The following is a 12,685-nucleotide window of genomic DNA, read 5'->3' as shown; positions in this document are numbered from 1 at the left end:
CGAGAATATTGACGTTGGTGGATGGTTTCTCATCCTTCCCGCAGGAGGAAGGTCAAAAGGCAAATTATCGTCGGCCTACTCGTTCGGCGGCCGACGGCAGGTCAGGCGACCTTTTTTGTCTTCCGGCGCGACGCCGGCAATGGCGCATCGCCGCCGGATGCCGAGCTGTCGCCGGGTGCCGAGCTGTCGCCGGCTAGATCATCGAGGATCGGGCAGTTGGGGCGGTGGTCGCCGCCGCAGCAATGCGCCAGATGCTTCAAGGTCTTCACCATGCCCTGCATCTCGGCGATGCGCCGTTCGAGATCGGCGATATGGGCGGTCGCAACCTCCTTCACGGCGGCGCTCTCGCGGCTCTTGTCCTGCCAGAGTTTCAGGAGCGTCTCGGTCTCCTCGAGCGAAAAACCGAGCGAGCGCGCCCGCTTGATGAAGCGCAGGACATGCACCTCCTCCTCGCCATAGACCCGGTAATTGTTGCCGGTGCGGCCCATCGGCCGGATCAGGCCGATCTCCTCGTAATAGCGGATCATCTTGGCGGAAACGCCGGATGCGTCGGATGCCTGGCCTATGTTCATCGTCTCTGTCCTCCCTGGGCTTCGATCCTGACGGCCTTCAGCCTCAGCGCGTTGCCGAGCACGAAGACGCTGGACAAGGCCATGGCGCCGGCGGCGATCATCGGCGACAGCAGCCAGCCGAAGGCGGGATAAAGCGCGCCGGCGGCGACCGGGATCAGCGCCACGTTGTAACCGAAGGCCCAGAACAGGTTCTGCCGGATGTTGGTCATCGTCGCCCGGCTCATGGCGATCGCGGAAACCGCGCCCGCGAGTTCTCCGCCGACTAGGACGACGTCGGCGCTTTCGATCGCCACATCCGTGCCGGTGCCTATCGCGATGCCGATGTCGGCCTCGGCAAGCGCCGGCGCGTCGTTGATGCCGTCGCCGACGAAGGCGAGCCTTCCGCTCTGCCGCCCGCCGGTCCGCATCTCGTGGATCGCCTTGACCTTGCCTTCCGGCAGCACCTCGGCGACGACCTTGCCGATGCCGGCAGCCCGGGCAATCGCTTCGGCGGTGCGGCGATTGTCGCCGGTCACCATGGCCACTTCGATGCCCATCGCCTTCAATGCCTCGATTGCATCGCGGCTGCCGGGTTTCAGCGGGTCGGCGACGGCGATCACCGCAGCCAGCCTGCCGTCGACCGCGGCATAGAGCGGCGTTTTCCCTTCGTCGCCGAGGCGCGCGGCGGCTTCGGCGAAATCCTCCACCGAAAGGCCGAGTTTTTCCAAGAACCGGTCGGCCCCGACGGCAATCCTGCGGCCCTCGACGGCCGCCTCGATGCCGTAGCCGGTGACAGAGGAGAAGTTCTCCGCCTTCGGCACCGCAAGGTCCTTCGCTTCCGCCGCCTTGACAATCGCTTCGGCGATCGGGTGTTCCGACTGCGCCTCGACGCTTGCCACCAGTTTCAGCACCTCGTCCCCGGCAAAACCTTCGGCCGCCACGAAATCCGTCAGTTCCGGCCGCCCCTTGGTCACCGTTCCGGTCTTGTCGAGGACGACGAGCGAGACGTTGCGCAGTTCCTGCAGCGCCTCGCCCTTGCGGAAGAGAACGCCGAGTTCCGCCGCCCGCCCGCCGCCGACGACGATCGAGGTCGGAACGGCAAGCCCCATGGCGCAGGGGCAGGCGATGATCAGCACCGCAACCGCGTTGACGAGCGCGTGGGTGAAGGCCGGGTCCGGCCCGACGAGGAACCAGACGGCAAAAGTCAGCGCGGCAAGGACGATCACCGCCGGCACAAACCAGGCGGTCACCCGGTCGACCAGCGTCTGGATCGGCAGCTTGGAGCCTTGCGCCTGCTCCACCATGCGGATGATGCTGGCCAGCATAGTGTCGCGGCCGACTTTCTCGGCACGGAAGCGGAAGGAGCCCGTCCGATTGATCGTGCCGCCGACGACCGTAGCGCCCACGGCCTTTTCGACCGGCAGCGGCTCGCCCGATATCATCGATTCGTCGACATTCGAGGAGCCGTCGATAACGGCGCCATCCACAGGAATGCGCTCGCCGGGGCGGATGACGACGATATCGCCGACCACGACTTCGCCGGCCGGAATATCCTCCACCCTGCCGTCCCGCTCGACGCGCGCGGTCTTCGCCTGCAGGTTGGCGAGCTTTTCGATCGCCTCGCCGGTGCGGCCGGTGGCGCGGGCTTCGAGCAGCCGCCCGAACAGGATCAGCGTGACGATGACGGTCGCCGCCTCGTAATAGACGAAGCGGGCGCTTTCCGGCAGCAGGTCCGGGACGAAGGTCGTCGCCAGCGAATAGAGATAGGCGGCCAGAACGCCGATGGCGACCAGCGAATTCATCTCCGGCACCCCGCGCAGGAGCGCCGGCAGGCCGATCCGCAGGAACCGGAAGCCCGGCCCGAAGATCACCGCCGTGGCCAGGACGAAATAGAAGTAATAAAGGTTCTGCGTGTCGACGACGCCCATCAGCCAGTGGTGGAACGGATCGTAGATATGGCTCGCCATCTCCAGCGCGAAGAGCGGCAAGGTCAGCACGAAGGCGATGGCGAGATCGCGCTTCAGCGCCCCCTCCTCCCCCTTGTGCATATGCATGTGGTCATGGCCGCCGGCATGGTTCTGGCCTGCGGGATCATTGCCCGCATGGCCTTGGCCTGCGTGGTCGTGGGCTGTGTGGTGCCCGGCATGGGGCGCATGCACACGGCCTGCGCCCTGTCCCGCCGTATCGGCATGCGACGCATGAGCATGACCGGCTTCCTGGCCGTGATGATGCTCATGCCCGGCCTGCATCGCCGGCGGCAGCATGCCCGCCTCGCGCAATGCATGATCCATGGCGCCGGGCGGGATTTCGTAGCCCACCTTGCGGATCGCCTTTTCGAGTTCCTGCGGCGAAAAGCCCTCGGCCGACTCGACGGTCAGCTTCCTGGTCGCGAAATTCACCGCGCTCCTGTCGACGCCGGCAACCTTGGCGGCGGCGTTTTCGACGCGGCGCACGCAGGAGGCGCAAGTCATGCCCTCGACGGGAATGGTGAACGGATCGGCCTTGCGGATCGGTTTTACGGTCTGGTTCATGGCGGTTTCTCACTTTCCCGCCCTATGTGGAGCTTCCCATCATGGGAAGGTCAAGAGGTCAATTCCGGATTTACCGACGGTAAATTTCACGGCGATGGCCGATGCGGACAACAAGAATTTGCACGATGTCGTCTTGAATGTCGGCTATGATACGGACATCGCCGACCCTGAACTTCCAGAATTCGCTAAGATCCGGCCCTTTCAAGGCTTCACCGACCGAACGAGGGTTTTCGAGCCTCGCGACGCGTTCATGAAGAAAGCGCAAAACCCTCTGCGCATTCTCGTGACCGAGTTTGGAAAGATCGCGTTCGGCATCGCGCTGGAATTCAATCCTCCATGCCATACTGTTTCATGACCTCGGACAAAGGCACGCTACCGCTCTCTCCCCGCCGCAGGCTTTCCAGCCGCTGCTGAGCAAGATAAATGTCTTCAAGATCATCGAGATGAGCAAGGATAGCCTCGCGCGCATAGTAACTCTTGCTGCGGCCGGTCAGCCGTGCAAGGTCATCGAGGCGGGCTTCTATGTCGGGCGGCAGCCGAAGCGCAAGCATAATCATTCTCCATGAGTGCTATACACATATAGCACTCATGGAAGCTCTTCGCCACCTCCAGCCCCGCCGCCGAAAGTCGGCGCCGAGAGGCCGGAGAGGAGGAGCACCAGTTCCGCCTGGCGGGAGGTGCCGGTCTTCTGCATGATCCTCTTCAGGTGCGAGCGGGCGGTTTCGAGCGAGATGCCGAGGGCGGCGGCGGTCGTTTCCGGTGTCTGGGCCATGGCGATGCCGCGGGCCACGCGCGCTTCGGCCGGCGTCAGGTCGAAAAGGCCGCAGAGCACCCGCATGTCCGGCGGCCCCACCCGCCCGACCGCCGTGACGGCGAGGATCGCCATGGATCTCGAAAAGATGTCGCGGGCGGCGCGGCGCACCGGCAGGAGATGCAGAATCAGCGCCGGCGCGGCGTCGCGCGACATCAGCGGTACCGATTGCACGACCGGGACGGCCTCGGCCGTATAGCGCAGGATCGCCTCGTCCAGCAGGGCGTTGGCGCCGGGGGCCTCCAACACCAGCCGGTCGCCGGCGCCGGTGCGGATGCGCGGCGACAGGGCCTCCATCTCCCGGTTCATGGCGATCGCCTGACCGTCGTCGCCGATCACCGCCGCCGGCAGCCCCAGGATCGAGAGGGTCTCGGTCATCGACCGCGCTTCGTTAAAAGCAAGCCTCGACGAAATATAGGCGGCGCGCGCAAGGTCGGGCTTCAGGAGATCGAGCCGGGCCAGTTCATCGGTGCTGAAATGGTCCCGCCCGTTGGCGCGCATCAGGGTGATGACGATGATATGCCCGGTCGGCTCCTGGAAGGCCCAGCCGGCCTCCCACTCCATTCCTCCGGGAATGATGAAATCGCGGCGGATGGCGTCCTTTTCGAATTCCTCCCTGCTGAGAAGGTCGATATCCCTGGCGAAGGAGAAGGGAAAGCGCTCCATGGCCCGTAACGGCCTGATATTGTTCAGCCTGTGTTCGCTCTGCACGAACTGGGCGAACCCTTCGGCAATGTTCGGCGTCGTCACATAACGATGATTGCCACGGGTATCGACCGTGAAGATCGTAGCGGTATCGGACCGGGCTTCCCGGGCCAGCCTCTCACAGGTCTCAGTCCACAATTCGGGAACAAGAGCTGCCTCATAGAGGCGGTCTGCCAACGTCCCTTCCGCCGTCATCGCATTGCCATCGAGAATACCTGCATCGAAAGTCTCGGACACGATGCAAGGAATAATCGCTCATCGCGGCCGCGTATATTCGGCTAAATACTTAGGTGGAGGACTGCTTCTTGTCTACCACAGGCGTGCCCACGGAGAGCGGCCAGTCCACCAGGTAATCTTCGAAGTCCTCCACCTCGACCTCGGTTTCGCTGACGGTGCGGCCGCGGGCGGAAATGCCGGCCTGATGCACGGTCTCCGGATCGCCGGAGACCAGCGGGTGCCACCAGTAGAGGTCCTCGCCGTCGCGCACGAGGCGGTAGCCGCAGGTGGGCGGCAGCCAGGTGATCTCGCGCACGCTCTCAGGCGTCAGCTGGATGCAGTCCGGCACGGTCGCCTGCCGGTTGTCGTAATCCCTGCACCGACAGCTTTCGCCGTCGAGCAGCCGACAGGCGACGGAGGTGAAGGCCACCTCGCCCGTGTCCCAGTCCTCGAGCTTGTTGAGACAGCACAGGCCGCAGCCGTCACAGAGGCTTTCCCACTCCGCCTGGTTCAGCTCTTCAAGCTGCTTGGTCTTCCAGAAAGGCTGATCATTCGGTATCGGCATGGTTGCGGCAATCACGTTTGCGGCAAAATGGAACAAATTGCTCCAGCCGCCCTTTTACCCTGTTGCGATTTCGCTATCGCGCATACACCATTTGTCAGCTATTGCTGAATAACGGTTGAGACGCTCATGCTCTTGATCCCTGCGCGGGACGGCGTCAAGCACATCTCACCAGAGGGCGGGGATTTTACCGGTGCAGGACGAGCCAAAGTCACCTGACGAAAGGCCGCGCAGCAGGCGCCACCTTCTGCTGCGCATCGATTCCTGGATCGATTCCACCGTCTGGAACCTCGGCTTCCGGCTCGGCGAAATCTGGGAGGAGATCACCATCTTTTCCCGCCGTTTTCGCGTGCGCGGCTGGAAGCGCGTCGGCTTCGAACTCGCCGGCGAGGCGATGACATTAGGCACCGCCGGCTTCGTGCTGCTGCTCGCGCTCGCCCAGCCGGCCTTCGAGGAAACCCACGAAGACTGGCGCAATCGCGGCGATTTCGCCGTCACCTTCCTCGACCGCTACGGCAATACGATCGGCCATCGCGGCATCATCCACGAGGACTCGGTGCCGATCGACCAGCTGCCGGATCATCTCATCAAGGCGGTGCTGGCGACCGAAGACCGCCGCTTCTTCGATCATTTCGGCATCGACTTCTTCGGCCTTGCCCGCGCCATGAGCGAGAACGCCAAGGCCGGCGGCGTCGTGCAGGGCGGTTCGACGCTGACCCAGCAACTCGCCAAGAACCTGTTCCTGACGAACGAGCGCTCCATCGAGCGCAAGATCAAGGAGGCCTTCCTGTCGCTGTGGCTGGAGGCGAACCTTTCCAAGAAGGAGATCCTGTCGCTCTATCTCGACCGCGCCTATATGGGCGCCGGCACGTTCGGGGCGGCGGCGGCGGCGCAGTTCTATTTCGGCAAGAACATCACCGAGGTAAACCTCGCCGAGAGCGCCATGCTGGCCGGCCTCTTCAAGGCGCCGGCGAAATACGCGCCGCATGTCAACCTGCCGGCCGCCCGCGCCCGCGCCAACGAGGTTCTCTCCAACCTGGTGCAGAGCGGCCTGATGACCGAGGGCCAGGTGATCGGCGCAAGGCGCAGTCCCGCAAGCGTCATCGACCGGGCGGATGCCAAGGCGCCGGACTTCTTCCTCGACTGGGCCTTCGACGAGGTGCAGCGGCTCGCAGCCGCCGGCAAGATCAAGGAACATTCCGTCATCGTGCGCACCACGATCGACACCGGCCTGCAGCAGGCCGCCGAAGCCGCGATGGAATCGAGCCTGCGCGAATACGGCGAGAGCTACAAGGTCAAGCAGGGCGCCATGGTGATGATCGAGAACGGCGGGGCGGTGCGCGCCATGGTCGGCGGCCGCGACTACGGCGAAAGCCAGTTCAACCGCGCCACCAAGGCACTGCGCCAGCCGGGCTCGTCCTTCAAGCTCTATACCTATTCCGCCGCGATGGAGCACGGCTACACGCCCGAATCGACCATTTCGGACGCGCCGATCACCTGGAACGGCTGGTCGCCGCAGAACTACGGCCGCTCCTACAAGGGCAAGGTGACGCTGCTTTCCGCCATGGCGCAGTCGCTGAACACCGTCCCGGTGCGGCTTGCCAAGGACGTGCTCGGCACCGACGTGATCGTGCAGACCGCCAAGGCCTTCGGCATCGAGACGCCGCTCAGGAAGGACAAGACCATTCCGCTCGGCACCTCGGAAGTCACCGTACTCGACCAGGCGACGGGTTATGCCGTCATGCCGGCGGGCGGAATGCAGTCGCGCCGCCACGGCATCGAACAGGTTCTCGGATACGGCGGCGACGTGCTCTACGACTTCAACCGGGACGAACCGCCGGCCAGGCGCGTTCTGTCGGAAAAGGCGACGTCGTCGATGAACCGCATCCTGACGCAGATCCCCGTCATCGGCACGGCCCGCAAGGCGGCGCTGGACGGCGGCATCGTCACCGGCGGCAAGACCGGCACGTCGCAGAGCTATCGCGACGCCTGGTTCATCGGCTTCACCGGCAATTACACGACCGCCGTGTGGTTCGGCAACGACGACTTCACGTCGATGAACAACATGACCGGCGGCTCGCTGCCGGCCATGGCCTTCAAGACGGTGATGGACTACGCCCACCAGGGCATCGAGCTCAGAGCCATCCCCGGCATCCAGAACCCGCTGCCGACCGGCGACCACAAGGGAAGCCCAGTCGCGAAGAAGAAGGAAGGCAGCGAACCGACGGTGCTGCAGGCCCTCGTCCGCCCCCGCTCGCTTTCGGCCGAATCCACCCGCCTGCTCAAACAGATCGCCGACAGCCTGAAGAGCGCAGCCCCGCTCTCCTCGGCGCCGGCAAGGGTGGCGGAAGCGACCGTTCCCGCCGCCACGAGCGAAACGCCGGCACGCAACCCGGTCGCGACGGTGAAGCCGGCCAGCGCGGAACTGCGGCGGTAGAGTGGCTAAGCCGCGCGCGGCGCGATGCGGTTCAGTTCTTCGCCGATTTCCCGGCGGCGCTGCATCAGGTCGTAATCGGCCTGCAGGCCCAGGAAAAATCCTTCAGACATGCCGAAATAGCGCGCCAGCCGTAGATCGGTATCGGCCGTGATCGAACGTTTGCCGAGTACGATCTCGTTGATTCGCCGGGGCGGCACCTCGATAGCACGGGAAAGACCATTCTGGCTGATGCCTATAGGCTTCAGAAACTCTTCCAGGAGAATCTCCCCCGGGTGCGGGTTGGGCAACCAGTCGCTGTCATTCATGGTAGTCGACGATTTCGACATGAGCAGGCCCTCCTTCAGTCCAGACGAAACAAATGCGCCACTGATCGTTGATACGGATCGAAAACTGGCCTGTGCGGTCTCCCTTCAGACTCTCCAGCCTGTTACCAGGTGGAACCCGGAGATCGGCCAGCACACGGGCCTGATTGAGCAGGCGCAGTTTTCTCAACGCAACCGATTGAATGTCCGATGGGAGTTTGCGGCTCCGGACGCCGGACCAAATCCGCTCAACTTCGTGATCCGCAAAGTCCCTGATCATGAAATGGAGTATAACGCATCACGTTATAGCATTCAATGCCGGGAGTTTCATCTCCACCCATTCCCCCTCGGCGCAATCAATGCTAACCCTCTGATGTATCTGCCCGAGAGCCCGAAGAGCCCCTCTTGTTCCGTGTTCCCTTTCTCATCGCCATCGCTCTGACGATCGCCTTTGGGGGCGGGATATGGTCGACGCTGGTGGCGCTCGATGCGACGATCGGGTTCGGGGCGATCAAGCTCGGCGCCTGGGAGGCGTTTCCGCGGGCCCAGACCGCGGATGCCGATCCTTACGCGAAATCCCATCGGGCGAATGCCGGAAAGCTGCTTTATGCGAGCGCCGAGGGCCTCGTCTTCACCGCCTCGGTCGACGAGAGCGGGGCGCGGCTCACCGGCGACTGTTCCTATCGGTTGACGGGCCACACGCCGCCCGCCCGTTTCTGGACGCTGTTCGTCGCGACACCGGGGGCGGCCGTGCCCTCGTCCCGCGCCGACCTGCCGTCGGCACTGAATTCCCGCACCGTGCTGCGCGATCAGGAGGGTGCCTTCGATATCGCGATTTCCCCGACGGCAAGGCCCGGCAACTGGCTGGCGGCGCCGGCGGCCGGCCCGTTCCGGCTGACGCTCACCCTGCTCGACACGCCGACGGCCGGCAGTTCCGGCCTAATCGACCTCTCGATGCCGCGCATCGAAAAGACCGGGTGCGGCAATGCCTAGGTTCGCGCTGCAGATCCTGTTCGCCGTCGTCGTCGGCGTCATCGGCGCAGCGCTCCTGCATCTCGTCATCGTGCTGCTGCTGCCGGAATTCAGCGAGAAGGATGCCTATACGCGGGTGCTTGCCGAGGGCGAGATGCACCGCTTCTACCGTCTCGGCGAGACGCCGGACCGGGCGGGGCTGGCAATGGACGATCCCTTCATGGACGTGGCAGTCTGCGCCTTCGACGTCTCCGAAGGACCGCTGCGGCTGACCGCCGCCAATCCCGGCGCCCCCTTCTGGTCGCTGGCCGTCTTCGATGCGTCCTCCAACGAGGTCTTCAGCATCAACGACCGGACCTCGGCCGGCGGCGTCCTGGATGTGGTGATCGCGACCCCGGTGCAGCTCACCGCGCTCCGCAAGGCCTTGCCGCGGGCGGTTTCGCAATCGATCCTGGTGGAGACGAGACAGGCGGAGGGATATGTCGTCTTGAGAAGTCTGACGCCGCAACAGAGTTACAGCGAGGTAGCGTCGCAATTCCTGGCCCAGGCAACCTGCGCGCCTTTCGAGTGGCGCTCCAGAAGCCGGTTCTGAGCGGGATGACCGCTATTCGGCGCGGACGGCGTGGTTTTCCGCCTTGCGGTCCATCCGATCGTCGAAACGCTCGTAACGAACGCCGGTGAACAGCAGAATCTGGCCTGCCTCCTTCACCTCGCCGATCTTGATCTGCGGCCGGCGCGCCGCATGTTCACTGCGCCATCTGTTCAATACCACGATCTCTGCCATGCTCGTCTCCGTTTTAAGGAATTCGAGACGGATGAAGACGGACCGATCTCACCCTGCCCACTTTCGAAGGGGCCGACGCTTCCCGGGATAACCCGAGCATCCGCGTCTTTCTCGTCTGTGCGCCTCGTCGGGAAGGCGCAGGGACATTTCGGCATGAACGGCAGGTTCCGCCTGAACCGGCCGGAAATGGATGGCCCCGAGAACGCATGGGCCATCCGGAACTCAAAACCGGCAACACTCGCCGGCTACTGCATGAATTCAGCCAGAGCAGCATTAACAAGGTGCTAATGCTAATATAGCACTTGCTACTGGTACTTCTCTGTTGTCCGCAACAAAAACGCAGACACGGTCATTTTGTTCACGTCGGTTTCCACAGGCTCCGGCAGGACCGCCGGCGGCCGTGGCCGTCAATGGCAGGCGCAATAGAACTGCAAAAAATGACAGGCGTATCAAAACGATCCGTTTTCACCGACCGTTAACTCTCGAAGGGTTAGCATCCGGTTAAACCAAGGCGTCCCGTCCGGCGGCTGTTCTCACAGCTGCGTGATGGGGCCGACGCCGCCGGGAGTTTCCCAGGAAAGGTACGATGACGCGCCGGGTGAGCTGATCAGCGATCCTGAACGCTTCGCGGCACTCTGCGGGCAGCGCCTTTCGGATTTGTATTGCGTAGGATCAAGAGTTTGCCTGTGACGAACGAGTTTCGAGAGCTTGAAAGGCCCCAGGCCATGCGTAAGAAGGATGTGGTGCTGATGGCCACCGTGACGAGTTTCGAAAGCCTGCCGCACCCGTCGCGGTCGGAACTCCGTCAGTTTGCCGAACTCTTCTCGCCGCTGTTCTCCGCCTCCTCGGAAGCGGCCCGCCGGGACGCCGTCGCTGCCCTGTCCCAATGCGAGAACGTGCCGCCGGCGGTCGCCTATTTCATCGCCAGCCAGCCGATCACGGTCGCCGCCCCCTTCCTCACCTCCTCGACCTGCCTGACCGACGACGCGCTGATCGCCATCGCCCGCACGCAGGGAGAAGCGCATGCGCGCGCCATCGTGCGGCGCGAAGCGCTGTCACCGACCGTCATCGACGCGCTGGTCGGCCTGCGTCACGACCGCGCGGGCCGACGCGGCGAGGCGCGGGTGACGGACGAGCCGATCCGCGAGCGGCCGACACAGGAAATGGTGGACGAGGCCGAGCGCCTTGCCCGCGAGGAACAGATGCGCCAGCGCCTCAAGGCGCTTGCCGGCCATGTCAGCCGCCCGGCCGAAGACCGGCTCGGCCTGCGCAACCTGTCGCCGATCCAGGAGGCGCTGCTGGTGCGCTTCGCCCGCAACCGCGAAACCGGCCTGTTCGCCACCGTGCTTGCCGATACGCTTTCGGCCAGCCACTGGCTTTCCGAGCGCATCATGCTCGACATTTCCGGCCAGCAGCTCGCCACCACGCTGAAGGGACTGGCGATGGCGGCGGAGGACGCGCTCTTTATCCTGCAGCGGCTCTACGACCATCTGAGCACTCCCCATGGCGGCATGACCCGCGCCGAGCTCCTCTGGAACGCGCTCGACGAAGACGAATGCGGCAAGCGGGTCGAAGCCTGGCGCCGCGCCGACAGCTATACCTATGCCGAGCCGCAGCAGCACCCGATGCAGGCGGACAATCAGGCTGGAGATGCCCGAGACGGCTTGCGGCCGCTCCGCACCACGGCGAGTGTGCGCCAGCCCGGTCCCTATCGCCTGCGCCAGAGCGCGCCGCTCTGAGCCGTTTTTCGATCCAGGCCGGGAACCGTGAAGACTGAGATCGGGTGGATCGCGGCCCGTCCGCTTCCTGCAGCCGGAAGGGACAGGCCGCCAGAGGGCGCTATTTCAGCGGCAAGAACAGTTCCGCCACCGTCTCATGCTCCGGCACCTCCGGGAGGAAGCTCAGCCGCTGGCAATAGAGCGGGAAGTCGCGTGCTTCCTCACCGCTGGCCGGAAGCCAGTCGCGATAAAGGTAGAGCGCGGCGGGTTCCAGATTGTCGGTGTTGCCGACGACGCGCAGCACCGCGCAGCGTCCGCCGGGGACCTCGCCGGCTTTGATCTCTTCGCCGTTCGCCTCGATCGGTTGGTCGGTCCCGACACAAAGGTCCACGCTATAATCGGCAGGCGACGCAGGACGCCGCTCGGAACGCCAGACATTGAAGGTCGGACTTGTCCTGGGGTGCAGGCCGGCGGCCTTGCGCCACGCGATGAACCGCTGGAGGGTGGCGCCGAGCGTCGCCGGGTCGCCCCGATGCTCGATGATCGCCACCGGCGTGGGGGGCACGTCGCGGATAGTCACGTCGTCAGTCGTAAAGGTCTTCTGCATGAGCTTGTTCCTTGCGTTGTCGAGAGGCCCGAGGGCGGCAAGCCACGGCTCCCAGCCGGGAGATTTCCGAAACGACGAGGGTGATCGCCCGAACCGTTGCCGAAAGGCGCGGGCGAAGGCGTCCGGCGCATCGTAACCGGCATCCATCGCTATGTCCGTGATGCTTTGGGCATCCCCGTAGGCCAGCCGGTATGAAGCGCGCTTCATGCGCGCAAGCTGGACATAACGATGCACGGACAGCCCGAAGGTCGCCGTGAACTGCCGGTGGAAATGATATTTCGAATAGGCCGCGACGCTGCTCAACGCATCCAGGTCCAGATCGTCGTCCAGATGCCGGTCTATGTGATCCAGCACCCGCTGCATGTCGGGCGACATGCACAATTGACCCCCGGACGGCATAAAGAAGTGACCCCTCTGTTTTGAGAGGAGCAATAGATGACGATTGAGATTTCGGTGAATCCTGCATTGTCGAGAGGGATGCAGGGTGAG

General features: G+C 64.2%; 14 protein-coding genes. 4 read left to right on the top strand and 10 right to left on the bottom strand.

The window, feature by feature from the left end; genetic code table 11:
- Positions 1-101 precede the first annotated feature (101 nt).
- From cueR to DMO26_RS26910, 6 genes are all read right to left on the bottom strand, one after another.
- Complete coding sequence (gene cueR, locus DMO26_RS26935) at positions 102-572, bottom strand: Cu(I)-responsive transcriptional regulator (RefSeq protein ID WP_205421265.1); 471 nt, start codon at positions 570-572, stop codon at positions 102-104.
- A complete protein-coding gene (locus DMO26_RS26930) occupies positions 569-3,082 on the bottom strand; it encodes a heavy metal translocating P-type ATPase (RefSeq protein ID WP_117195417.1) in 2,514 nt (837 codons plus the stop codon). The genes cueR and DMO26_RS26930 overlap by 4 nt, the downstream gene beginning before the upstream one ends.
- Before the next feature lie 70 nt (positions 3,083-3,152).
- Complete coding sequence (locus DMO26_RS26925) at positions 3,153-3,425, bottom strand: type II toxin-antitoxin system RelE family toxin (protein WP_117195416.1); 273 nt, start codon at positions 3,423-3,425, stop codon at positions 3,153-3,155.
- Positions 3,409-3,633 carry a type II toxin-antitoxin system RelB family antitoxin gene (gene relB, locus DMO26_RS26920; RefSeq protein ID WP_117195415.1) on the bottom strand — a complete coding sequence of 75 codons (225 nt, stop codon included), beginning with the start codon at positions 3,631-3,633 and terminating at the stop codon, positions 3,409-3,411. The genes DMO26_RS26925 and relB overlap by 17 nt, the downstream gene beginning before the upstream one ends.
- 35 nt (positions 3,634-3,668) lie before the next feature.
- Positions 3,669-4,775: a helix-turn-helix transcriptional regulator gene (locus DMO26_RS26915; RefSeq protein ID WP_162895067.1), complete on the bottom strand. Its 1,107-nt coding sequence runs from the start codon at positions 4,773-4,775 to the stop codon at positions 3,669-3,671.
- Positions 4,776-4,884: 109 nt separating this feature from the next.
- Positions 4,885-5,379: a YcgN family cysteine cluster protein gene (locus DMO26_RS26910; RefSeq protein WP_117195501.1), complete on the bottom strand. Its 495-nt coding sequence runs from the start codon at positions 5,377-5,379 to the stop codon at positions 4,885-4,887.
- A 190-nt stretch (positions 5,380-5,569) separates the two neighbouring features.
- Between DMO26_RS26910 and DMO26_RS26905 the strand changes: the two genes are divergently transcribed.
- Positions 5,570-7,813, top strand: coding sequence for a transglycosylase domain-containing protein (locus tag DMO26_RS26905; protein ID WP_226951435.1), 2,244 nt, complete (start codon positions 5,570-5,572; stop codon positions 7,811-7,813).
- Between the two features lie 5 nt (positions 7,814-7,818).
- Here DMO26_RS26905 and DMO26_RS26900 read toward each other — a convergent pair whose 3' ends face one another.
- Complete coding sequence (locus tag DMO26_RS26900) at positions 7,819-8,139, bottom strand: HigA family addiction module antitoxin (protein WP_117195413.1); 321 nt, start codon at positions 8,137-8,139, stop codon at positions 7,819-7,821.
- Positions 8,111-8,395: a type II toxin-antitoxin system RelE/ParE family toxin gene (locus DMO26_RS26895; protein ID WP_117195412.1), complete on the bottom strand. Its 285-nt coding sequence runs from the start codon at positions 8,393-8,395 to the stop codon at positions 8,111-8,113. The genes DMO26_RS26900 and DMO26_RS26895 overlap by 29 nt, the downstream gene beginning before the upstream one ends.
- A 125-nt stretch (positions 8,396-8,520) precedes the next feature.
- On the opposite strand from DMO26_RS26895, the gene DMO26_RS26890 reads away from it, so the two are divergent.
- Entirely contained in the window at positions 8,521-9,108 is a 588-nt protein-coding gene (locus DMO26_RS26890; RefSeq protein ID WP_117195411.1) for a DUF1214 domain-containing protein, read from the top strand.
- Complete coding sequence (locus DMO26_RS26885; RefSeq protein ID WP_117195410.1) at positions 9,101-9,679, top strand: DUF1254 domain-containing protein; 579 nt, start codon at positions 9,101-9,103, stop codon at positions 9,677-9,679. Before DMO26_RS26890 ends, DMO26_RS26885 begins: the two co-directional genes overlap by 8 nt.
- A 12-nt stretch (positions 9,680-9,691) precedes the next feature.
- On the opposite strand, the gene DMO26_RS26880 is transcribed toward DMO26_RS26885, so the two are convergent.
- Positions 9,692-9,871, bottom strand: coding sequence for a hypothetical protein (locus tag DMO26_RS26880; protein ID WP_117195409.1), 180 nt, complete (start codon positions 9,869-9,871; stop codon positions 9,692-9,694).
- 686 nt (positions 9,872-10,557) lie between these two features.
- On the opposite strand from DMO26_RS26880, the gene DMO26_RS26875 reads away from it, so the two are divergent.
- Positions 10,558-11,610, top strand: coding sequence for a DUF2336 domain-containing protein (locus DMO26_RS26875; RefSeq protein ID WP_117195500.1), 1,053 nt, complete (start codon positions 10,558-10,560; stop codon positions 11,608-11,610).
- A gap of 100 nt (positions 11,611-11,710) precedes the next feature.
- Here the strand turns inward: DMO26_RS26875 and DMO26_RS26870 are convergent, their stop codons facing one another.
- The gene (locus DMO26_RS26870; protein WP_117195408.1) at positions 11,711-12,571 is read right to left on the bottom strand and encodes an AraC family transcriptional regulator; all 861 of its coding nucleotides are present in this window, start codon (positions 12,569-12,571) and stop codon (positions 11,711-11,713) included.
- Between the last annotated feature and the right edge of the window lie 114 nt (positions 12,572-12,685).

This window comes from Rhizobium terrae (assembly GCF_003425685.1).
Lineage (GTDB): Bacteria > Pseudomonadota > Alphaproteobacteria > Rhizobiales > Rhizobiaceae > Neorhizobium > Neorhizobium terrae.
The sequence above is the reverse complement of the archived record's forward strand: the minus strand, read 5'-3'. Positions and strand labels throughout refer to the sequence as shown.

What these genes read in the sequence shown, in the direction of transcription:
- cueR (WP_205421265.1), bottom strand. Translation starts at nt 572, where the DNA reads ATGAACATAGGCCAGGCATCCGACGCATCCGGCGTTTCCGCCAAGATG.
- DMO26_RS26930 (WP_117195417.1), bottom strand. Translation starts at nt 3,082, where the DNA reads ATGAACCAGACCGTAAAACCGATCCGCAAGGCCGATCCGTTCACCATT.
- DMO26_RS26925 (WP_117195416.1), bottom strand. Translation starts at nt 3,425, where the DNA reads ATGGCATGGAGGATTGAATTCCAGCGCGATGCCGAACGCGATCTTTCC.
- relB (WP_117195415.1), bottom strand. Translation starts at nt 3,633, where the DNA reads ATGCTTGCGCTTCGGCTGCCGCCCGACATAGAAGCCCGCCTCGATGAC.
- DMO26_RS26910 (WP_117195501.1), bottom strand. Translation starts at nt 5,379, where the DNA reads ATGCCGATACCGAATGATCAGCCTTTCTGGAAGACCAAGCAGCTTGAA.
- DMO26_RS26900 (WP_117195413.1), bottom strand. Translation starts at nt 8,139, where the DNA reads ATGTCGAAATCGTCGACTACCATGAATGACAGCGACTGGTTGCCCAAC.
- DMO26_RS26895 (WP_117195412.1), bottom strand. Translation starts at nt 8,395, where the DNA reads ATGATCAGGGACTTTGCGGATCACGAAGTTGAGCGGATTTGGTCCGGC.
- DMO26_RS26885 (WP_117195410.1), top strand. Translation starts at nt 9,101, where the DNA reads ATGCCTAGGTTCGCGCTGCAGATCCTGTTCGCCGTCGTCGTCGGCGTC.
- DMO26_RS26880 (WP_117195409.1), bottom strand. Translation starts at nt 9,871, where the DNA reads ATGGCAGAGATCGTGGTATTGAACAGATGGCGCAGTGAACATGCGGCG.
- DMO26_RS26870 (WP_117195408.1), bottom strand. Translation starts at nt 12,571, where the DNA reads ATGTCGCCCGACATGCAGCGGGTGCTGGATCACATAGACCGGCATCTG.